This is a genomic window from Streptomyces sp. NPDC002742, from assembly GCF_042888885.1.
GTDB lineage: Bacteria > Actinomycetota > Actinomycetes > Streptomycetales > Streptomycetaceae > Streptomyces.
Map to the genome: position 1 here is coordinate 18,893 of NZ_JBIAQF010000004.1, position 20,718 is coordinate 39,610.

At 68.9% G+C, this 20,718-nt stretch carries 17 protein-coding genes; 5 read left to right on the top strand and 12 right to left on the bottom strand.

The features are described 5' to 3' along the window. Positions 1–8: 8 nt before the first annotated feature. From ACFYW8_RS07595 to ACFYW8_RS07610, 4 genes are read right to left on the bottom strand one after another with little or no spacing between them, the layout of a single operon-like run. Positions 9–215, bottom strand: coding sequence for an aroma-sacti cluster domain-containing protein (locus tag ACFYW8_RS07595; protein ID WP_261704515.1), 207 nt, complete (start codon positions 213–215; stop codon positions 9–11). Next, on the bottom strand, positions 212–895 hold the full coding sequence (locus tag ACFYW8_RS07600) for an iron-containing redox enzyme family protein (protein ID WP_365868471.1): 684 nt from the start codon (positions 893–895) through the stop codon (positions 212–214). Before ACFYW8_RS07600 ends, ACFYW8_RS07595 begins: the two co-directional genes overlap by 4 nt. Next, the gene (locus tag ACFYW8_RS07605) at positions 892–1,836 is read right to left on the bottom strand and encodes a 4Fe-4S cluster-binding domain-containing protein (protein WP_389068900.1); all 945 of its coding nucleotides are present in this window, start codon (positions 1,834–1,836) and stop codon (positions 892–894) included. The genes ACFYW8_RS07600 and ACFYW8_RS07605 overlap by 4 nt, the downstream gene beginning before the upstream one ends. Then, positions 1,820–2,887: a radical SAM protein gene (locus ACFYW8_RS07610; protein WP_389068902.1), complete on the bottom strand. Its 1,068-nt coding sequence runs from the start codon at positions 2,885–2,887 to the stop codon at positions 1,820–1,822. Before ACFYW8_RS07610 ends, ACFYW8_RS07605 begins: the two co-directional genes overlap by 17 nt. A gap of 348 nt (positions 2,888–3,235) precedes the next feature. Here ACFYW8_RS07610 and ACFYW8_RS07615 point away from each other — a divergent pair, with 348 nt between their 5' ends. Genes ACFYW8_RS07615 through ACFYW8_RS07630 form a run of 4 tightly spaced genes read left to right on the top strand, consistent with a single transcriptional unit; the run spans position 3,236 to position 6,930 of the window. Next, positions 3,236–4,366 carry a hypothetical protein gene (locus tag ACFYW8_RS07615; RefSeq protein WP_389068904.1) on the top strand — a complete coding sequence of 377 codons (1,131 nt, stop codon included), beginning with the start codon at positions 3,236–3,238 and terminating at the stop codon, positions 4,364–4,366. Continuing rightward, positions 4,363–5,352: an ABC transporter ATP-binding protein gene (locus ACFYW8_RS07620; RefSeq protein WP_389068907.1), complete on the top strand. Its 990-nt coding sequence runs from the start codon at positions 4,363–4,365 to the stop codon at positions 5,350–5,352. The genes ACFYW8_RS07615 and ACFYW8_RS07620 overlap by 4 nt, the downstream gene beginning before the upstream one ends. Then, positions 5,349–6,134, top strand: coding sequence for an ABC transporter permease (locus ACFYW8_RS07625; RefSeq protein ID WP_365868480.1), 786 nt, complete (start codon positions 5,349–5,351; stop codon positions 6,132–6,134). Before ACFYW8_RS07620 ends, ACFYW8_RS07625 begins: the two co-directional genes overlap by 4 nt. Before the next feature lie 7 nt (positions 6,135–6,141). Beyond that, positions 6,142–6,930 carry an ABC transporter permease gene (locus tag ACFYW8_RS07630; RefSeq protein WP_389068910.1) on the top strand — a complete coding sequence of 263 codons (789 nt, stop codon included), beginning with the start codon at positions 6,142–6,144 and terminating at the stop codon, positions 6,928–6,930. A 7-nt stretch (positions 6,931–6,937) separates the two neighbouring features. On the opposite strand, the gene ACFYW8_RS07635 is transcribed toward ACFYW8_RS07630, so the two are convergent. The 3 genes from ACFYW8_RS07635 to ACFYW8_RS07645 form a co-directional block, all read right to left on the bottom strand. Continuing rightward, a complete protein-coding gene (locus tag ACFYW8_RS07635; RefSeq protein WP_389068912.1) occupies positions 6,938–9,073 on the bottom strand; it encodes a hypothetical protein in 2,136 nt (711 codons plus the stop codon). A 68-nt stretch (positions 9,074–9,141) separates the two neighbouring features. Then, positions 9,142–10,077, bottom strand: a complete 936-nt coding sequence (locus tag ACFYW8_RS07640) for a hypothetical protein (protein WP_389068913.1) — start codon at positions 10,075–10,077, stop codon at positions 9,142–9,144. Between the two features lie 3 nt (positions 10,078–10,080). Further along, a complete protein-coding gene (locus tag ACFYW8_RS07645; protein ID WP_365868485.1) occupies positions 10,081–12,039 on the bottom strand; it encodes an ABC transporter substrate-binding protein in 1,959 nt (652 codons plus the stop codon). Between the two features lie 333 nt (positions 12,040–12,372). On the opposite strand from ACFYW8_RS07645, the gene ACFYW8_RS07650 reads away from it, so the two are divergent. Then, complete coding sequence (locus ACFYW8_RS07650) at positions 12,373–13,716, top strand: phosphotransferase (protein ID WP_389068916.1); 1,344 nt, start codon at positions 12,373–12,375, stop codon at positions 13,714–13,716. A gap of 39 nt (positions 13,717–13,755) precedes the next feature. Here the strand turns inward: ACFYW8_RS07650 and ACFYW8_RS07655 are convergent, their stop codons facing one another. From ACFYW8_RS07655 to ACFYW8_RS07675, 5 genes are all read right to left on the bottom strand, one after another. Beyond that, positions 13,756–14,418 carry a LuxR C-terminal-related transcriptional regulator gene (locus tag ACFYW8_RS07655; RefSeq protein ID WP_389068918.1) on the bottom strand — a complete coding sequence of 221 codons (663 nt, stop codon included), beginning with the start codon at positions 14,416–14,418 and terminating at the stop codon, positions 13,756–13,758. Positions 14,419–14,698: 280 nt separating this feature from the next. Beyond that, a complete protein-coding gene (locus ACFYW8_RS07660; protein ID WP_365868491.1) occupies positions 14,699–15,736 on the bottom strand; it encodes an alcohol dehydrogenase catalytic domain-containing protein in 1,038 nt (345 codons plus the stop codon). Next, entirely contained in the window at positions 15,736–17,058 is a 1,323-nt protein-coding gene (locus ACFYW8_RS07665) for a nucleotidyltransferase family protein (protein ID WP_389068922.1), read from the bottom strand. Before ACFYW8_RS07665 ends, ACFYW8_RS07660 begins: the two co-directional genes overlap by 1 nt. Continuing rightward, positions 17,055–17,882, bottom strand: a complete 828-nt coding sequence (locus ACFYW8_RS07670; protein ID WP_389068924.1) for a hypothetical protein — start codon at positions 17,880–17,882, stop codon at positions 17,055–17,057. The genes ACFYW8_RS07665 and ACFYW8_RS07670 overlap by 4 nt, the downstream gene beginning before the upstream one ends. 360 nt (positions 17,883–18,242) lie before the next feature. Then, positions 18,243–20,579, bottom strand: a complete 2,337-nt coding sequence (locus tag ACFYW8_RS07675; RefSeq protein WP_389068927.1) for an FdhF/YdeP family oxidoreductase — start codon at positions 20,577–20,579, stop codon at positions 18,243–18,245. Between the last annotated feature and the right edge of the window lie 139 nt (positions 20,580–20,718).

Genomic DNA, 20,718 nt, shown 5'->3' on the forward strand with positions numbered 1-20,718 from the left:
TCCGTCGGCTACCAGACCACACCCCCGGCCCACTCGGAGTGCGCAACCACATCGGGGGTCGCCTCGTCGAGCCGTGACTTCAGGGAGATCAGCAGGTCGGCCTCGTCCTGCGTGAGCGCGGCCATGGTGGCCAGCTGCGGCTCCGGCATCTGGTCCACCGGGAACCCCGCCGCACGCAACTGGTCGAGCACCGCTGTGCCGTGAGGATCACTCATGCGGTCCTGTCCTCTCCTTCGACCTGGCCGGCGAGTCGATCGAGGGTGGCGACGAGCATCTGCACCGAGTGTAGGGCAGCTATACCGGCCGCGGACCGGTGCCGGTCCTCGAGCGGCAGTGAGTCGAGCAGCTCGGCGAGTGCCGTGCGGTGCAGCTGGTCGAGTTCGGCGTGCCGGGCCAGGGTTCGGAAGGCCGCGGCCGGCAGACCCGTGCTCCGTCTGATCCGGCCGAGCAGGACCGGCGGCGGTGGGTAGCCTTCGAGTACGGCGATATGGCCGATGAGCGCCACCGGGTGGCCGTGCCGCGTCCAGTAGTACTGGGCGCCGACCAGCGACGCGATCTCGGGGCGGGGGATTCGCCGGAGCAGCAGCGCCGCGTCGCCGCCGGCCGCGGTGAAATCCGCGAGCAGTTCGGTGTCATGGCCGCGTTCCTCGGCGATCTGATCCCGGTAGTACCCGGCGAGCCGTGCGGCCACGGCATCGTCCCGGCCGCGTGCCACGCATTCGGCCACCGCGAACTCCAGCAGCGGCACGGTGGCGCGGATCGCCATGTGGCACACGGCGAGGAACTCCCGGTAGCGCTCGGGGCTGGGCGGCGCCCAGGCACGCTGCGCGGCGGCCGCCAGGGCCGGCACCACCGTCTCGATCTTCAGCCGCAGCCGGGTGCTCTCGGCGATCATGACAACCCGCCTCTGAGCCCGCGCAACGCATCGACGAAGGGATGGGAGCCGGTCGGCGGGAACCGGTCCAGCACCCGCCAGCACTGTGCGCACAAGCCGCCCTGCGGGGATCCGGTCTCGAGCGCTGCGGGACCGGCGGCGCCGATGGCCCACAGCAGCGGGTCCTCGGCGAAGCCGTCGAGCGCCTCGTCCAGTGCGGGGGCGGAGTCCGCCGTCCGGCGCAGCCGCGCCGGGCCACCGCCCATGATCACCGTTTCGTTGCAGCAGGCGCTCACCGTACCGTCGTAACGGACCACCGCCGTGCCCACCAGACCGCAGCGCCCGGGGCCCGCGGCCGGTGGCGCCGGGAACCAGTCCGCGCCCCGTCCGTGCGACAGGCCCGGCTGTTCCTCGATCTCTGCCCAGCCGGCCCAGCCGGGGCCGAAGGCGCGGTGCAGCAGTCCGCGAGCCTGGTCCGCCTCGCCCTCGATGGTCTGGACGATCAGCCAGGCTCCGCTTCGCCGGGCGAGTACGGCCGCGGCCAGCCACGCCTCGTCGGGCACGAGCGCCCGATGGTGCCGGTCGGTGCTGAGGACGATGGTCTCGGCGCGGCGCAGCACCTCGGCAGCCCACCCGGCGGCAGCCGTTCCGCCGAAGTAGCCGCTGGTGTAGAGCACCAGGTGTTTGCCCGCTGCGTGGAGTTCCTGTGCGGCGTGGATCAGACCCCGGCGTTCGGCGAAGGGCTCGCCACCGGACACGGCGACGACCTGGATCGCCTCGCGTGCGGCGAGTGACGCCACCAGCGCCGTGAAGCGGGGCCAGTCGGTGATGCCGCGACCGCCGCGCAGCGAACCGACCGAGCAGTGGGCGCATTCGACCGGGCACCGGTCGGTGAGGAACAGCAGGGCGGAGCTGCCGGGGGACGCCCTCGTCCGGGCGATGTCGCTAGCGGTCAGGGCCATCGGAGGTTCCGTTCCGGGAGCCGGACTCGACCAGCTCCGCGTAGGCCGGCGCCCCGTAGCGGCGCGCGAAGCCGAGCGCACCGCCGTCCCGTATCGAGCGCTCCACCAGCGATTCGGCCAGCACGCCGAACGGCGAGTCGAGTTCGGCTGCGATCCGCTCGCCGGTCGCGGCGTCAGCGGGCAGCCGCAGACAGGTTGCGCAGTATCCCGGCCCGGGCGGCCCGGAGTGGCGTGCGGCCAGATGTCCGGGCCCGAAGGTGCGCAGTGCGCGTGGCAGCGGAAGGGTGAGACAGCGCTGCCGGATCTCCGGCCAGCCTTCGAGGTCGATACTGCCGAGTTGCAGGTGCGGCGCGGCAGCTCCCGCCACGACCTGTTCGTTGCAGCAGGCCGTGACGGCTCCGGTCGACGTGACCACCGGCCAGGCCGCCATCGCGCAAGGTGCCAGGGTCTGCTCCGCGGGCGCCTCGGCAGCGCGGTGCCAGGCGGCTGCCCGACCGGAGGCGACGAGCGGGGTGACGAGCACGGGCACCTGGTCGCCGAACTCGTGCCGCAGCCGGCCGATCAACTCGTCGGCGTGCCCGGCGACGGCCTGCACGCTCGTCGAAACCCCGCGGGACAGCAGCAGTTCGAGCAGGGCGAACACGGCTGCTGCGGGGACCTCGCGTTCATGGAAGGCGTCCATGCTCACCGCGAAGTGATCGACCGCCTCGACGGCGGCGAGAACAGCCGCGGGCACCGTCGGCCGGGTGGCGAAGAACGCGCCGGACAGCAGATAGGTACGGGCGCCCGCGGTCCGCGCCCGCTCGGCGAGTGCGGTCACGAGTCCGGGCCTCATCAGCGGTTCACCACCGGACATCACCACGATCTGCGGACCCGGCCCGATGGCGAGGGTGTCGGCGAAGCGCAGCAGGCGGTCGGCGGGTAGTTCGGCCGATTCCAGGGACGAATCGGTGAAGCAGTGCGCACAGTGCAGCGGGCAGCGCCTGGTCACTTCGAGACAGATGCCCGCCGCAGGGACCGCCCGGAGTCTGAGCACTTCAGACAGGTGCATGTGACGGCGCCTCCCTCGACGGGTTCCGGCCGAGCTCTTGCCCAGGTTCATCCTAAGTAGGGCAATTTGCGAGGTCAACGACGGAATCCGGCCAGGGAATCGCGACGGTTCGCACGCGAGAAATGCGCCGACACCGAGGCCGGAAGAGGGGATTCCGCAGGGTGAACGCTTTTCGCCTGGAACACAGTCCGAGAAGGCCTGCCGGGAAGGTCTGGCAAATATCGAGTGTTGCCGGAACAGCCCAACTGCCCGGCAGACCGCGGGCCTTGAGCCGTTTAGATCTCCTGGATACACTCCTTCACGATGTCCAGCCCATACCGTCGGCAGGTAACGCTGGAGGTAAAGATCTTGCGATCCACCCCGACAAGCCGCCGGCGTACGACATTAGCGGCCCAGGAAATTGACGCATGCCGGAAACTGATCGCCGGGTTACCCACCGATGACGCACTGACCGTCTTCGTCAGCGGATCCCGTGCGGAGGGCTGGTCGAGCGCCGGGTCGAACTACAACTTCTACGTCATCGGCGACATCCCCGCGGGCGTCAAACCGATCGGCGGATTCAGTGTCCCGGGCGGTACGCAACGGGTGGCCAGCCATCATCTGCTGCACGACGACGACCGTGTGGTCGTGCGGTACTGGACGCCGGCTGATGTGGAGTGGGCAATAGAGCAGGTCCGCTTTCACGAACTGCGGCCCACGCTGGAGATCTGGCCGGTGGCGATCGAGTTCCTGCACCGTCTCAGTATCGGCAGCCCCATCCACGGGGAAGCCGAATTCGAGCGGATACGGGCCGGGATCGATCTGGAGCTGCTGGCCCGGTACATCACACAGACCAAGGCGATGTACGCGGAGTCGTACTTCACCGACGCCGTGACCCGGCTGGGTGCGGGCCGGGTGTACGACGCCCTGCTCCAGGCCCGGCTCGGTCTGGAGGCGCAGCTCGACGCCTATCTCGCCTCCCGGGGAGACACCAACACGCAGGAGAAGTGGCGGCACAAACGGCTGCAGCACGCGGACCGGAGCCCTGCGCTGCTCCACGACTTCGAGCGCGCGCTGTGCGGACCCGGCGCCGTCGGCGAAACGGAACTGGCCGGTCATGTGCGTGACTTGGTGGTGTTCTCGGAAACCCTCAACTGCTGTGTGCAGCTCGCCTGCACGTACGCCCGGTTGAGCCCTCCGGATCCGGACACGGCAGAGGAGCACGACCGGGTCCGGCGCAGCCTCGACGTCCGGCTTGCGCGGATGTACGACGGGAGTGTGCTGGTCGCCCATATCGACGGGCGTACGGCCGAGCTCCAGCCGTTCGCCGCCCTCGTCTACGGATGTGCCGGCGGCCGTTGGTCGGCGTCACAGATCGCCGGGCACGCGGAGCGGACGCTCGGCATGCCCCCGGCGCGGGCACGGGACGACACGAACGAGGTCGTGCGCGGACTGGTGGATCGCGGCTTCCTGCACCCCGTCTCGGAAGCCGCCCGGTGAGCCCCGGGCCGGCGATCGAAACACGGGAACTGCGCCGGGAGTTCCGGGTGCGCGGTGGGCGGGGCCGTCCGGCGTCGCAGGTCACAGCGTTGCACGGCATCGACCTGGAGATTCCGCAGGGGATGGTGTTCGGGCTGCTCGGGCCGAACGGCGCCGGCAAGACGACACTCACCCGAATCCTGTCCACGCTGCTGGTGCCGACCTCGGGGTCGGCGCGCATCATGGGACTGGACGCCCAGCGGGACCTGCGGGCCGTACGCAGGACGGTCGCCGTGGTGTTCGGCGGTGACTCCGGCCTCTACGACCGGCTGTCCGCCCGGGACAACCTGCGCTATTTCGCCGAGCTGTACGGCATCCCGCCCCGGGTCGCCCGCCCCCGGACGGCGGAGCTGCTCGAACAGTTCCGGCTCTCCGATGTCGCGGACCGCGCCGTGGAGGGCTTCTCCCGTGGCATGCGGCAGCGTCTGCATCTCGCCCGCGGACTGCTGCACGATCCGCAGGTGCTGCTCCTCGACGAACCGACGAACGGCATCGATCCCGTCGGCGCACGGGAGCTGCGCCAGGTCATCGGCGGGCTCCGGGACGCCGGCAAGACGATCCTGCTCACCACGCACTACATGTTCGAGGCCGAGGAGCTCAGCGACAAGATCGCGGTCATCGACAAGGGCCGTATCGTCGCCACGGGCACGCCGAAGGAGCTGCGGGCGGCCACCACACTGGGCCGGGTCGTGGAGGTCGAGGTCCGCGGCGTCGGACCGGACCTCGTCGACACGGTGCGACAACTGCCCATGGTGCGCGCCGTGGACGTACAGGACCGTGACCAGTTGCAGGTCATGCGGGTGCACTGCCTGCCGGACCACGATCCCGGCGACACGCTGGCCGAGCTGCTCGGTGACTCCGTGATCGGACCCACGACGCGGCGGGAGCCGACCCTGGAGGACGCCTACGTCGAGCTGGTCAGCCGGTCCGCGGGCGACCTGTCGTGAGCCCCGCCACCGAGAACGCCCGCGCGACGGTGGCGGCCACGTTGTTCACGGCGAAGCTCCTGATGAGGAGCAGGTTCTCGCTGATAGCGGCAGTGCTGCAGCCGATCGTCTACGCGTCGATCACCGGCTTCATGCTCGAGGCCGGTGCCAGGGAACGTCTCACCACCGGCACGATGCTCGGAGCCGCGGTGATGGGCTCCTGGACCTCGGTGCTGTTTCTGGCCGGGGGGACGCTCAACTGGGAGCGCAGACAGGGCACTCTGCCCTTCCTGGTCGCCGCGCCGGTCCCGCTGCTCGCCGTGGCGGCGGGGTCCTGCACCGCGGCTGCCCTGTTGTCGCTGTACTCGATGGCCGGGTCCCTCGCACTCGGCGCACTGGTCTTCGACGTACCACTGGAGCTGGCACATCCCGCGCTCTTCGTCCTCGCGACGCTGGTGATGATCGTGAGCATGAGCCTGCTCGGGCTCCTGCTCTGCGGCGCTTTCGTGCTGTACCGCCAAGCGGGGATGTTCACGAACATGCTCGAGTATCCGGTGTGGATCGTCTGCGGCCTTCTCGTTCCGGTGAGCACGCTCTCGCCCGGATTCGCCGCACTCGGTGCACTGCTCGCTCCGCGCTGGGCCTTGGACGCGCTGCGCGGCGCGGCGATGGGAGGGTCATCCGTATGGCCGGGAACAGCTGCGTGCTGCGGGCTGGGTGCCGCCTACGCGATCGGCGGCGCCTTCCTGCTGCGGTACGCGGAACGGCGGGCCCGGGTGACCGCGACCCTGCATCTGCGGTAGGTGCCCGATGACCGCACCACTGCGTCTGCTGCTGCTCGGCGGATATCTCTCGTACCGGGCTCTCTTCGAGTGGCTGCGGCCCAGCCTGTTCATCTCCGTGATGCTGGTGACCCCGGTACTGCAGATGCTCTTCTTCGCGGAGCTGGGCCGCTACGCCGGGTCGGCCGATCCCTCGTACTTCGTCATCGGGAACGCGATCGTCGGCTGTACCGTCGCCTGCGTCTACGGGCCGATGCTCGCCATGTCGGAGGAACGGGCGACGGGCACGCTGCCCGTGCTGCTGGCATCACCGGCCAGCCGGATCTGCATATTCGTGGGACGACTGATCCCGTTCGCCGTCAACGGCCTGCTGGTCTCCGCCTATACGCTGTTCTTCGGATCCCTGGTGACGGACGCGCACATCCCGGCAGACCGGATTCCTCCCCTGGGCCTGACGCTGCTGATCGCGGCCTCCGCCTGTTCCGGCCTGGGGCTGTGTCTGGGAGCAATCGGTCTGGTCAGCCGTGACGTCCCCTTCCTCGCCAATCTTGTCGCCCTCCTGATGCTGCTGGTGAGCGGGGCGAACATCGGCATGGACCGACTGCCCGTCTGGCTGCGCGTCCTGGGTGAGGCCCTGCCGCTGAGCCGGGGAATCGAGGCGGCACGCCGTATCGCACGTGGTGATTCCCTGTCCGCGGTGGGCGGTCTCCTGCTCGGGGAAATCGTCATCGGCCTGGTGTATCTCGTGGCGTCGGTCGGCGTGTTCGCCTGGGCCGAAAAGACCGCGCGCACCAAGGCGACTCTCGAGCTGGCGTGAATCAGCGCTACTTCAGCAGTGAGATGGGCTGCAGATGGAAGGAGCACGCCAGGTCATCCATGATCACCACGCGCAGGTTGTAGGTGCCCGGCACGGCGTCCGCGTGCACATACAGACGCAGAGTGCAGTGACCGGCCGGACCCGGCCCCGGTCCGACGCTCACTCCCGGCCGGCAGCGCCCCCGGGCGCCGAGCACCGCGGCGCCCACCACTGTCGTTCCGGGGAGCCCCGCGGACGGTGCGGACATCCGTACGGACACCGGGAACGGGGCCTTGCGTTCGGCGACCTGCGGCGCGAAGACCTCGAGCCGGCCGGCGTCGGCGGGCACGTCGGCGACGACGGTGCAGCTCGGGCACAACCACAAAGCGCGTTCGACGCGGGGGAGATAGACGTCCCGGGCGGTCACCCTGAACAGCGGCGAGCCGCAGCTGTGGCAGTCCTCCCCCGTCTCCTCGACGGCGTCGTAGACGACTCGCTCCTCGTCCACCGCCATCATCGGGCCGCCGAGCGCGTCGCTCCACTCCCGGACCATGCGCTGTACGGCGGCTCCTTGTGTCAGAGCCAGACGGCTCGTCAACTCTGCTGTGGCGCGCTCCCGTGCCGTGACGGCGAGTGGATGCTGCGGCGGCAGGTGTACGGCACGCAGGGCGGCGGCGAGGCTGTGGGCCACCCGGGCCACGCCGTCGTCGGGTACGGGTACCGGCAGCGTGGTCAGCGCGGTGAGACGGTCCTGCAGCAGCCGCAGGCCTCGGGCGTCGACTGCCGGATCGGTGAGCCCGCCCAGCCGGACCACCGGATCGTCGGCCATCGAGCCGCGGTCCGACACCACAACGATCTCTCTTCCCCGCGGCACCGGGACGACGAACGCCCGCCGCCCGTCCCGGTGCTCTCCCGCCGGCTCGGCCCGTAGACCGTCACCGCCGCCGGCCAGCGAGGCGTACGTGACATGGCTCGCCGAGGACGGCAACCGGGCGGTCATGTCGCCCCGAGCCGCGGCGTCGACGACCGCATCGGTGTCGGCCGGTGGGTCGCCGATCGTCAGATCCGGATCGCCGAAGAGGACGAAGACCGGCGAGCCGGTGAAGCAGTCGGCCTGCAGCCTGTTGAGCGCCAGGGTCGCCACACCGGCCGTGTGCCCGCTCCACAGCAGCCCGGACACCAGCAGTGCCTCCGCCGGATCCGCCCGGCGCTGGATCTCGGTCGCGATGACCGCGCCGGTCATCCCCTCCACGCACCTGGTCAGCAGGGAGTTCTCGAGCCGGTACCGGTATCCGGGCGCGGCGAGCAGGGTGTAGCAACTGTTCAGGAACAGCACACCGGCGAGCAGTTCCCCGGCGGGCACCAGCACGCTTCGTTCGGCGGCAAGTCCCGTTTCCGGCTCGTGGATGCGCGCCCGATAGCAGGTCTGTTCGGCGCAGCACCTCATCACCGAGTCCCCTCGTGTCGCGTCGACCAGCGCGGCCGCGCCCGAGAGGTCCCTGCTGCACAGCCAACCGCCGTGCAGATAGAGGTCCGCCTGGTCGCCGTGGCCGCTCAGGGCGAGGAAGTCGTGCGGCGACGAGCGCATCCGCCGCAGCACGTCCGGCGTGATCTGCTCGTTCCGCAGGCTGGTGAGGGGACCGGCCCGGCCTGCGGGGCTCGTGGTCTCGGTGAGGGTGGACAGTGACAGATGACGCGACCAGCGGTTGCCGCGGTACAGATGCTGTTTGGCCACCACCCAGCTGAGTGCGGGAAGGTCGCGCCCGGTCAGCACGCCCCACGGCACCTCCGCGTCCGTCAGCTCCCGCTGAAGGGTGCGGATGGCAGCCGGCCCGAAGTGCTCCGCGAGCCCCACCACGGTCACGCTCGACGGCAGTTCGCCGAGCAGCGAGGCCTTGAAGTCGTCGAGCCCCGCCAGCTCGATCAGCCGGCTCCCGCTGTGCGCCGCATGGCAGGCGCCGGCCATGGCCCCGGCGGATCCGAGACCCACCACCACCCGCCCGGGACCCCGCGAGGCCGGCCGATGGAGGGTCCCCGCTCCATGCCGTGCCCGGATCAGCCTCTCCAGTCGGCGGGTGTGGTCACCGAGGACCGGAAGAAGGCCACGCTCGCCGAGCCGTGCGGCGTACTCCTCGGTCGAATGTACGGCGACGATGGTCGGCATGGCCCTCCGCCAGGCAGAGCGACGGGGGTGTACGGGACATCGGTTCCGTACACCCCTCGCGGGAGATCTCAGGAGTGCAGAGCGCTCAACTTCACCTCGGGATCGGTGACCAGCGCACTGCGCCTGCGGTCCGTCCGGCTGACCGATCCGACGATCGGCGAGACCGTCTCGCCCGAGTGGGCCATGACCGCCAGCTCCTGCTCCGGGACGTCCCCGAAGATGAACGGAGTCCGCGCGATCGGCTCGACGGCCGTGAATTTGCTGGTCAGTTCTTTGGTGCGAGCGAGTGACCTGCGGTCGTTGATCACGGCGATGATCTGCAGCGTGGCCAGGCTCGGCGCCCGCAGACCGCGCTCCATCTGCAGCTTGAAGGTGCTCTCGGCCAGTTCTTCGGCAAAGTCGAAGTCGCCGAGCTCGGCCCGGGCCCGGGCCAGCAGCGCCTGGCTGCTCAGGACAAAGATCTTGTCGCCCATGGCGGCACGGACCTCGACCGCGCGCTGCGCGGTCTCGGCGGCCGCCGGCCACTCCTCGTCGGCCGTCTTGAACAGCGCCTTGTAGTGCAGACCGAAGCCGATGAGGAACTGGTCGCCCATGGATTCCGCCTGGGCGTGGGCCTCGTCGAGCATGGCGTGTGCCATCTCCTCGGCGCTGCGCATGTCGGCCGTGGCCGCGTCGCCACTGGACTCCGCCTGGTCGACGTAGATGTCGGCGAGCCGCATCGCGTTGAGAACGTGGCCTCGCTCGTGCCCGTTCTCGGTGAACAGGTCCGCCGCCTTCTCGTACGCGGTCAGGGACAGATCGAAGTCCCACTGGAAGTGGTACAGATCGCCCAGGTAGTGGAAGCCGAACGCTCGGACGAGCGAGTCCTCGTCCTTGGTCGACGGCAGGATGAGCTCGAGAGCCGTTCGCTGGTCAGCGTTCATCAGTGCCTGGAACGCGCGCGTCAGTTCCGCCGCACGGTGCTCGGGCAGCCGTTTCTCAGGGTCGAGGTACTGAATGCTCATGGGTCACCCCTCCATCGGTTCCAACCGATTGTGGTAGTGGCTGAACCGCACCAGGCTGCCGCCGGTGTTCAGCGGGTCGCTCGACGGCGTCCAGCGGAACGGTCCGGTGCCCACCAGGCCGTGCCAGCCCGCGAACTCGTCGCCGCCGGCTCCGCGCGCCTCGTCCGAGATGGCGTACAGGCCCGTGGTTCCGCGGTACGTGGGCTGGGTGTAGTCCGGCCCGAGGTGGCGCCAGATGTGCATCGGGACGATGGGCATGTCACCGAACCACTCGTGCAGGTAACGGCTGCTGTGCGTGAAGTAGAGACTGATGGACTTGGCGTCCGGCATCTCGATGTGCTCCAGCCAGCGCGCCATGTCGATCCACGCGGGGATCTCCTTCTCGTTGACCAGCGCGGACTCGAACTCGGCCGTGGAGGCGTTCCGCTTCGCCAGCTCGCGGCCGCGAGCGCCGAGCATCGACAGATAGGTGAACGCCACGTCCTCGGCCGTGAAGTCCTCGCCGTCATGCCAGCGGACGCCGGGCTTGACGGTGAGGTGCAGGGCGTAGCGGATCTTGCCGCTGCTGAAGAACTCGCTGTGGAAGGAGTCGGCGAGGTTGACCGCGTCCTCGGCGACGCCCTTCATGAGCAGGAACGGGTTGAGTCCGAGCATGGACTCGTACATCCGGCTCCAGATGAGGGCGTCCCAGTAGTTGCCGACCCCGAGCGGGTTGATGTGGCGCAGGCGGTTGGTCACGCCGAGGTTGATCTCCTGGACCGCGGGATCGGTCTTGCGGATCCGCTGGAAGGTCCAGTGGCTCATCGTGCCGCCGGGGTACGTCGACTCGATCGGCTGGCTGGCCCCCGGGTAGGTGAAGCTCTCGTGCGGGTCACCGTTCCAGATGCCCAGCACGTCCGAACTCCGGGCGAAGCGCACGGACGCCGCGAACATCGGGACCACCGGCGCCTCGTCGGCGATCATCCACTGCAGCTTCCACAGCAGCAGCAGGGCGTCCGCGTTCTTGGGCACGTCGCCGCCCTTGGCCCAGAACTCGGCGTTGTTCCACCACGGTTCGAGGTGCTCCTCGGTGATGACCGCTCCACGCAGGTCGCGCGGGTACAGCGTGGTGAGGAACTGCTGGGCGACACGGTCGTACTCGGGGCTGTTGAAGCCGGGGTAGTTGCGGGTCCGGCTGTTGGCGGACTGGAAGTCCGCGGTCCAGTCCAGCGACAGGCGCAGCTTGCTCATACCGGGGTTCCACCGCGACAGGTTGTCCTGCACGTACTGCCAGCCGCAGAAGATGTGCCACTCACCCTCGTCACCGGAGTAGACGGTGGTGGCGACGTCGTTACGCGTCGTCTCGACGAAGCTGATGACGCGAGCGAGTTCGGGTGACCGCTCGACACGATCGCGGAGCGCGACCATGATCGCCTTGGAGATGGCGTCGTTCGTCGTGATCAGGCACTTGACGGAGTCATCGGCCAGGCCCTCGAGTTCGGAGCCCAGGGTCGCGAGCGCCCGGGCCACCGCGTCGTCCGGACCGCTGGTCGCGTACTGGGGCAGGTAGCGGTTCACCAGGCGCCCGTAGTACTGGACCATGATGCTGTCCATGACCTCGACGCGTTCCGAGGTCACCGTCCGGCTGACCGTCTTCTTCACATCGTCGAGGAGATACGCGAACGCCTGGCGGAAGGCCTTCGAGTGTGTGGGCGCAAGCCTGTTGTTGAAGGCTACGAAGTAGTACCCGAAGTCGCGGCATGTATCGACGGCCACGCCTTCGGGCAGCGGATCCGAACTCGTGACGGGAAAGTCGACGAGGTCGATCTCGCCCGCGCCGAGAGCGGTGAGGGCGTCATCGGGGGCGGCGAAGATGCGATAGTTCAGACGCTCGACGCGGGGCCCCTGAAAGAGCTCCGGCAGCGGCATACAACTTTCCTTGTACGGCCGGCCGGAGTTGTCCGCCTTGCCGGTGGATGTCATGACGCTATTCCCTTCATTTCGACCACTACTGGACTCCCGAGGGGTTTTCGCTGGTCGCGTGAACCGGCATGAACCGCTTTCATCCGATTCCACAATGGGTCTTCGCGCTATGTGATCTTCATATGCTAACGGTCGGTGCGGGCGTCGGACCACGTCCTTTCTGACAGGTTGGCGACCCTGGGGATACGAACAGTTGCACCCTGGTAAATCTGCCAGGTCGGCCCGTTCGACTGACAGGTGAATCACGGGTCGGGCCAGGGTTGTTTTCGGCCTGGCCGGAGACACTCTGGGAAAAGTGTGGGCGTCATGGAATCCTGCTGCCCGTGATGGCCAATGGCTGAAATACTGCTGGCGGCGCTGCGCAAGGGATTCACCACCGGGCGGAGTTCCGGCCTGCGGCGGTGGTATCACCCGGAATGCACGCTGGAGAGCTTTGCCGACGGCCGCGCGGAGGTGGTCCCCGGAGCGTCTGCCGTCCTGGCGGCGTGGCCCCGTGTCATCGGCCCGCCCGGACGACTGACCTGGTGGTCGGTTTCTGCCGCGCCCGGTGGCTACGAGGTGGTGACGCAGCGCGAGATCGTCAAGGGCGGAACCCGCTTCCCCGTGCGCCAACTGCACCAGCTGCACGTGGAGTCCGGCAGGATACGTCTGCATCTCGTCTCGTCGGCGGCACCGCATGAACCACCGGCTCTGGTCCCGCACGACGTGGCCGGCGTGGTTCCCGGTTCGGTCGCCGAGTTCGGGCACGACGGGCTGTCGGGGGCTGCCTTGTTCAGCGCGCGCCTGCCGTCCGGGCGGCCCGTGGTCGTCAAGATCGTCAGGCCGGGTCGGGACTGGCTTGCCGTGGCGAGCCGGGACGCGGGCCGGGAGGGCCTGCTCTTCACCGACGGCGTCTACACCGCGCTGCCGGCCGGCCTGCGTTCTCCGGTCCTCTCGGCCCAGCGGCACGACAGCGGGTGGATCATCGTCATGGACGACATCTCCGCGGAACTCGACTCGGCGCAGAGGGCAGGCCGGCAGCGCATGGCGCGCGACATCCTCACGGCGGCCGCCGACATGCACGCAGGGTTCCTCGGAAGGCAGGCGCACCCTGGTCTGTGCACCCTCGCGGACCGGCTGCGGGTGTTCTCACCGCTGCAGCGGCTGCTGAACTGGCGCAGCTCCGACAATTTCCCCACGTTGATCGGCCGGATGTGGGAGACCTTCGCCGAGCGGGCCGATCCGAAGGTCTCCGATGCCGTGCTCCGTCTGGTCGCCGATCCGTCCGCACTGCTGACCCGGCTCGGGCGCGAGGCGCCGAGCACGCTGTTGCACGGTGATCTCCGGCCGCCCAATCTCGGCGTGCGGGGTTGCGATGTGCTCGCCATCGACTGGGGGCTGGCCACCTACGGCCCGGGCGACCTCGATTTCGTCTACTTCCTCTGCAACAGCGCCTGGGGCGACGACGAGGAGCGGGACGCGCTCGAGGAGATGTGGCTGAAACTGACCGATTCGCCGCCAGGGAATCCCGTGCTCGACCTGGCCGTCGTGTACCACGCCGTCGCGGGCGAGTTGGGCGTGCTGCTGACCACGGCCGCCCATCGGCCCGAGGGGCTGCCCCGTCCCTCCGACGCAGCGGTCGCCTGGTGGATGCGGCGGGTGCGGACGGCCTTCGACCGCTTGGGGGACCTGGCCTGACAGGCCGCACGGCCGGTGTCCGATGTCGGGGCGGTTCCCCTATGGACCTCCGTACGGCCGGGACGGAGGTGTGAGCAGGCCGCTCTGGTAGGCGTACGCGACAGCCTGGGCACGGCTGCCCGCTCCCAGCTTCGACAGGATGTTGGACACATGGAAGCCGACCGTGCGCTTGCTCAGGCGCAGACTCGACGCGATGTCGGCGCTGGACCTTCCCTCCGCGAGTTTGCCGAGTATCTCCGCCTCACGGCTGGTCAGCGCGGTGTCGTTCCGTGCCACGTAGGCGGCTTCGCCCAGCTTGGCGAGGAGCGGGCTGAAGACACTGGCCGACAGGTAGTAGTCACCGGACGCGGCCGCCCGCAGAGCGGCGTGGAAGTCGGACGGCCGGCAGTCGGCGGGAAGGATCCCTCTGGCCGGCCCCTCGAGAACCGCGATGGCCACATTGATCGTGATCGGGGTACCCACCACGACCATACGCGGCGCCATCGCGGTGCTTCCGTCCATGGCACGTGCGAATTCGGAAAGCGCCATGACATGTGAGCGCCCGTCGACGACCACCACTGCCGACGTGTTCAGCGTCTGTACCAGTCGGGCCAGATCCCCCCCGAAGTCGACCAGTTCGGCCCCACCGGGGTGACTGTCGACATACTGTTGAATTCCCGCGCGGAACAATTCGCTGTCCGAACAGACAGCTACTTCGAGCATGTCGGCTCCCCCGGCGACACCGTGCCTGGTGATCGCACTGAGGATCAAGACTGTCCCGGCATTCCATCAACGCATCGGAGACACGATCCTCTTGGCCATCAGGGCGTAGGGCACATACGAGCACATCGTTCAGAGCGGTGGGCATGCAAGCGGCCGGACATTGCGACGGCCCCGCCTTCATCCATTTCTCTGCCGGCCCCACTGTCCCGTCGGCCGCCTCGGGCGGGCAGTTGGTTCCACCGCCTGCAGAGAGCAGGTTCTTCCGCACGGCGCGCACGCGTCAATTGCGGAGGCAGGCTTTCAACACAGTGCGCCGGTCCATGGCGGCATAGGCGTCGGCGGCGGCCGCGAGCGGCAGTTCCAGGTCGATGACCGATGACGGGTCCATGGTTCCCTTCACGACGTCCGCGAGCAGCTCCGGGAGGTAGTTCCGCACCGGCGCCAGTCCCCCGCACACGGTGATGTTGCGGTCGAAGGTCGTGCGCAGCGGGATCGACACTCCCGTCGTCGGCCACCCCACGTAGCTCAGGGTGCCGCCGTCCCGGACACAGCTGAGCGCCGCGTCGACCGAATCCTGGGTGCCGACGCATTCGAGCACCGCGTCCGCCGGTCCGCCGAAGATGCCAAGGACCAGCTCTGCGGCCGCTTCCGGCCCGCTGACCTCGGCCACGGCCATGCCCGCTGCCCTGCTCACGGCCAGGCGGGACGGATGATGTCCCAGCACCAGGATCTGTTCGGCCCCCAGTCTTCGCGCGGCGAGGCCGGCGCAGGCCGCGACGGGGCCGTCACCGATCACCACGACGCGCGTCGCGGGTCCCACACCGGCCCGGCTCGCCGCGTGGTGGCCGGTCGGCAGCACATCGGCCAGCGGCAGGAAGCGCCGGATGTCGGAGGCGCTCAGTTCAGCGCCGGGCAGCCGGACGAGCGTCGCATCGGCGAAGGGCACCCTGATCGCCTCGGCCTGCGCACCGCCGGGAGTTCCCGGATCGCCCCAGACGCCGCCTGCCGGGCAGGAGACCGGCAGGCCGCCCGCGCAGGCGGCGCAGTCGCCGTCGCTGTAGCTGAACGGGGCGACGACGCAGTCGCCGGGCCGGACCGATGTCACGGCCGGCCCGATCGATTCGACCGAGCCGATGAATTCGTGCCCCATCCGTTCGCCCACCGGAAGCGGCTCGAGTCCGCGGTACTGCCAGAGATCCGAACCGCAGACGCCGGCGGCTTCGATGCGGACCACGGCATCGGTCGGTTTCTCGACGGCCGGGTCGGGCACCTCCACGATCTCGATTTTTCCGGGGCCTCTGAATTCGACGGCGCGCATCAGTCCCGCCCCAGGTCGCCCGCTGCGACGTCGCGCTGGACGGGGCAGATGTCGTAGTGCACCGTCGTGGCGAACAACTCACCGTTGAGCTGGGCGAAACTGTGCCCGGAGACCACGAGTTCACGCAGTCGAGTGCTTCCCTGGACGGACGAGCTCTCCGGTTTGCCGGTCTCCTCCGGTGGGGGCGGGGATGCCGGGGCGAGGCCATGCACCATGTCCAGGGGTACGAGCCGCACGCATACATCGTTGCGCAGATGCCGCACGGGGGCGGCTGCTTCGGCGTCGTGCGTGCACGACCGTTCGGCGGTGAGCCGTAGCGGCCGCCGGTAGTAACGGTAGGAAGCCGCCGCCAGTTTCATCCCTGCCAACGGTCCGTCAGCACTGCGATAGGCGTCGATCACGGTGCCGCGGACCCTCCTGCGGGCGCTGGGGACCGCGAAGGGCGGAGATTCTCGGGGCACACCGGGCAGGGCGAGCGTACCGGCGCGGCGGGCGGCTTCGACGGAAAGACGGGAGGTGTGCGCCGTCGCCTCCAGGAGGGCATTCCAGAAAGGCCCGAGTCCGACGTTCCGGATGCGATGGAGAGCACCGCCCCACTCCCAGCCGGGCTGCTCCAGCATCAGCGCAATGTCATTGACGTCCTTCTGCCGGATCAGGAAGTCGCCCGCCGCGTTGCCGACCAGCAGCGGCAGATTCTCCAAGGGCGTCCACCGGTTGAGACCCGGTTCGGTCACGTCGAGCGGCAGGAATCGGCAGTGCCGGACGGAATAGCCGGAGAAGTGCAGGTCGACCCCGAGCCGTTCGGTACCGCGGACCAGATCCAAGGGCGCCTGGCCGTAGATCCTTCCGGTCGACCGGTCGCGTTTCACCCAGGGAAGCTCGTTCTCCCACCACTCGAAGCCGCGGGCGCGCAGCACCTCGACCAACGCCATCGCGTCATCCACGCTGCCGACCAGCAGATCGACGTCGGACATGTCCCGGAGGGCCGGCTCTTCGTAGAGCGACATGGCCGCCCGGCCTTTGATCCCGGCGACCGGAACACCGGCCTCGGCGACCGCTTCGCCGATCTGCGACCACAGTTCGTCCAGTTGAGCGCGTTCCTTGCGCTTGGCGGCCGCCGCGGACAGGATGACCGACCCGGTCGGTGCCCGCCCGGACTCGGCGAGCTGGGCGGCGCCGTAACTCAGCACCTGGTTGGCGCGGAGGACCGAGAGGGCCCTCTTCTCGTCGCGGAGTACGGCATCGACGGCGTCTGCCCGGGGGATACGGGGCGCGACATGCGCCAGAGCCAGGATCGCCCGGGTCTCGCTGTCGGGCGTCATGACGGATACCCGTCGAGCAGCGCGGCGGCCGCCGGGACTTCGCGCAGGCCCGCGAGCAGAGCGGGGAAATTGACGGCCGGGTCCGCGTCCGTCACCTCGAAGAGCGGCCAGCCCCAGTCCGCGGCGACCTTGCGGAAGAACTGGTCGGAGGCGCTCTGGTGCTCAAGGAATCCCGGCCATCCGCGGGCGCCGCCGACCGGCGACATGTCTTCCAGTACCCCGAGAGTGCCGTCCTGTTCCGTACGCCATTTGAAGGCGACATCGACAGGTCCGGAGACGATGACCGGGACATCGGGCGGGTACGTACGGAACAGGGTCAGCAGCGACTCTTCGGCTCGGTCGATCTCCTGAGCCATGTCCGGGTCGTCGTTCAGGGTGCGGGCGTGCTGAATGGCCTTGTAAGCCATTTTCAGACTTGAGCTGTCCTCAATTACCGTTATTCCCCGGGCCAGCAGTGGTCTGATCGATTCGTGGCGCAGTACGGTGTATCCCGACCATTCGAGCCAGGCGGCCGCCAGAGGGCCGGCGGCGCGTCGCTCCGCAATGGACGCGGAGCCGAATCGGGATTCCCAGTCTCCCTGCTGAAAGGTACTGAAGTCGGCCGGCGGCTGGAAGTCGGCTCCCATGCCGAGATGCATCATACGGAATGACTCGACCCATAATTCCTGTTGAACGGTGCGGGTGGAACGCCAGGGTTGGTCGGTGAGTTCACTGCGCCAGCTCACCAAGCGCGCGTCGTGGCCATTCGCGGTCAATGCGCTGTGCAACAGGCCGGCGAAGGTCGATTTCCCGACGCCGTCTATCCCGATGAATGAGAAGTACACCCCAGCAGTCAAGCTCGGTCCCCCTCCGGAGCGGCCGACGCCTCCGTGCCGCCAGGTAGCGGTGATCCATTACCACACCGTGCCCGGGGTTGCGCTGGCCGGATGATGGAATACCTGCGATTCTGATCGGAAGTGCAGCTTAGTGGCCACTGTTGTCAATGTCGATACCCCACCAATGCGGGTACGGCGATAAAGATCGACGATGCCCCTCGCCTCACGGAATGCCGGCCGGGTCGGCGGCGAAGAGGTCATTTTCGTCCGTACGACGCCGCCGGCCGTCCGGCGGGACAGCCGCCCGCGGGACGGGCCGGCCACCTGGCGGGACAGCCGTCCGGCGGGTGGTGGAGGCGACCGAGCCGGCTATCGGGCGTTGTCCGCCTGGTCGGCGGCGGCCTGTGCGATCGTGACCTTGACGTGTTTCATCAGTGGCTGGTCGCTCTCGACGCTGTAGTCGCCGATCGCGCAGAGTACGTTCATCTCCGGCATGTAACCGGCCGCGCAGCCGCGGGGGATGTCGTAGGGGATGGCCAGATAGCCGTCGAGATTGCGGTGGCTGCCGTCCTTGGCGGTGCTGACGATGTCGACCGGGGTGAACTCGGAGATGCCGCGTTCGCGCATGTCGTCCTCGTTCATGAAGACGAGCGTGCGCAGGTTCTTGATGCCCCGGTAGCGGTCGTTGTCCGAGTAGATCGTCGTGTTCCACTGGTCGTGGGACCGCATGGTGCCGAGCGCCAGGGTGCCGGGGGCGGGGACCACGTCGGGCAGCGGGGCCGCGGAGAACTCGGCCTGGCCGGACGGGGTGAGGAAGACCAGCTCGCGGGCGGGCTGCTTGATGCGGAAGCCGAGTGGCAGGCGCACGCGGCGGTTGCAGTCCTCGAAACCGTCGAGGGCCCGCGCCATGGTGTCGCGGATGCGGTCGTAGTCCTCGATGTACCACTCCCACGGGGTGCCGCTGTCCGGCAGGGCGGCGCGCGCGATGCCGGCGATGATGGCGGGCTCGGACAGCAGGTGCTTCGAGGCGGGGCGCTTCATGCCGACGGACAGGTGGACCATGCTCATCGAGTCCTCGACCGACGTGCTCTGGACGCCGCCCCGCTGATGGTCCTTCTCGGTCCGGCCCAGACACGGCAGGATGAGCGCCCGGCGGCCGTGCACGAGGTGACTGCGGTTGAGCTTGGTGCTCACCTGGACCGTGAGATCGCAGTTGCGCAGTGCCGCGTAGGTGTACGGGGTGTCGGGCGCGGCGAGGGCGAAGTTGCCTCCCATGCCGACGAACACCTTCACGTCGCCGCGGTGCATGGCCCGGATGGTGGCCACGGTGTCCATGCCGTGCTCGCGGGGCGGGTCGATCCCGCACACTTCGGCCAGCCGGTCCAGGAACTCCTCGCTCGGCCTGTGGTCGATGCCGCACGTCCGGTTGCCCTGGAGGTTGCTGTGGCCGCGCACCGGTGAAGGACCGGCGCCTTCCCGGCCCAGATTGCCGCGCAGCAGAAGGAGGTTGACGATCTCGCGCACGGTTTCCACGCCGTGTTCGTGCTGGCTGACACCGAGGCACCAGCTGATGATGGAGCGGTCGGCCTCGCGGTACACCCGTGTCGCCTTGAGGATGCCGTCCCGGTCGATCCCGGACTGACGCTCGATCTCGTCCCAGGACGTGGCCTCGCACACCGCGCGGTACTTGTCGAAGTACGTCGTGTGGCGGTCGATGAACTCCTGGTCCAGGGCCTTGGGGTCGGTGCCCGACTGCTCCAGGATCGCCTTGGCCATGCCGCGCAGGAGCGCCATGTCGCCGCCGATGCGCGGCTGGAGGTTCAGGGTGCTGGTCCGGGTGGACTTGAGGACGGCCATGTCCGTGAAGTCGTGCGGAACGATGGTGCGGGTGGCGGCCGCCTCGACGAGCGGGTTGATGTGCACGATCTGGGCGCCGCGGTGGTAGGCCTCGGCCAGGGCGGTGAGCATCCTGGGCGCGTTGGAGGCGGCGTTGACGCCCATGATGAACAGGGCGTCGGTGGTCTCCCAGTCCTTGAGGTCGGCGGTCCCCTTGCCGGTGCCCAGCGACGCCTGAAGCGCGCGGCCGCTGGCCTCGTGGCACATGTTCGAGCAGTCGGGCAGGTTGTTGGTGCCCAGCTCGCGGGCCATCAACTGGTAGAGGAACGTGGCCTCGTTGCCGAGCCGGCCCGAGGTGTAGAAGGACGCCCTGTTCGGATCGTCCAGCTCCCGCAGGGTGCGGCCGGCGAGTTCGAACGCGTCGCGCCAGCCGATCGGCACGTAGTGGTCCGACTCCGGGTCGTAGACCATCGGTTCGGTCAGCCGGCCCTGGTCCTCCAGGTCGTAGTCGCTCCAGCCGAACAGCTCGGTCACCGAATGGGCGGCGAAGAACTCGCGGCCGACCCGCTTGCCCGTCATCTCCCAGGTGACGTGCTTGATGCCGTTCTCGCAGATGTCCAGGTGCAGGCCCTTGGTGTCGTCGGGCCAAGCGCATCCGGGGCAGTCGAAGCCCGTGTTCTCGTGGTTCATGCGCATGATCGCCCGCGGGCCGTCCACGAGGGCACGTTCGCGCACCAGCAACCGGCTCACGCTCTTGGCCGCACCCCAGCCGGCGGCAGGGTGATGGTAGGGGTGGAACTCCGGTTCACCCTGGGGGTCGGGCCCCACATGGGGCTCCAGCCCGTCCCGGCCGTTCTGGGATGCGTTCAAGAACCTCACCGAGCTCAGGACTGGGGTCGTCTCCCGTGATTCGCGGCGTGCTTACGGCGCGCCTTCTTCTTCCGGCGTCGCTTCGAGGACATGCGGACCTCCCTCACTCGCAGGACATCAAGAAGCTCATCAGGAAGCG

What these genes read in the sequence shown, in the direction of transcription:
- ACFYW8_RS07630 (WP_389068910.1), top strand. Translation starts at nt 6,142, where the DNA reads ATGACCGCACCACTGCGTCTGCTGCTGCTCGGCGGATATCTCTCGTAC.
- ACFYW8_RS07635 (WP_389068912.1), bottom strand. Translation starts at nt 9,073, where the DNA reads ATGCCGACCATCGTCGCCGTACATTCGACCGAGGAGTACGCCGCACGG.
- ACFYW8_RS07660 (WP_365868491.1), bottom strand. Translation starts at nt 15,736, where the DNA reads ATGCGCGCCGTCGAATTCAGAGGCCCCGGAAAAATCGAGATCGTGGAG.
- ACFYW8_RS07595 (WP_261704515.1), bottom strand. Translation starts at nt 215, where the DNA reads ATGAGTGATCCTCACGGCACAGCGGTGCTCGACCAGTTGCGTGCGGCG.
- ACFYW8_RS07600 (WP_365868471.1), bottom strand. Translation starts at nt 895, where the DNA reads ATGATCGCCGAGAGCACCCGGCTGCGGCTGAAGATCGAGACGGTGGTG.
- ACFYW8_RS07640 (WP_389068913.1), bottom strand. Translation starts at nt 10,077, where the DNA reads ATGAGCATTCAGTACCTCGACCCTGAGAAACGGCTGCCCGAGCACCGT.
- ACFYW8_RS07650 (WP_389068916.1), top strand. Translation starts at nt 12,373, where the DNA reads ATGGCTGAAATACTGCTGGCGGCGCTGCGCAAGGGATTCACCACCGGG.
- ACFYW8_RS07665 (WP_389068922.1), bottom strand. Translation starts at nt 17,058, where the DNA reads ATGACGCCCGACAGCGAGACCCGGGCGATCCTGGCTCTGGCGCATGTC.
- ACFYW8_RS07610 (WP_389068902.1), bottom strand. Translation starts at nt 2,887, where the DNA reads ATGCACCTGTCTGAAGTGCTCAGACTCCGGGCGGTCCCTGCGGCGGGC.
- ACFYW8_RS07605 (WP_389068900.1), bottom strand. Translation starts at nt 1,836, where the DNA reads ATGGCCCTGACCGCTAGCGACATCGCCCGGACGAGGGCGTCCCCCGGC.
- ACFYW8_RS07645 (WP_365868485.1), bottom strand. Translation starts at nt 12,039, where the DNA reads ATGACATCCACCGGCAAGGCGGACAACTCCGGCCGGCCGTACAAGGAA.
- ACFYW8_RS07655 (WP_389068918.1), bottom strand. Translation starts at nt 14,418, where the DNA reads ATGCTCGAAGTAGCTGTCTGTTCGGACAGCGAATTGTTCCGCGCGGGA.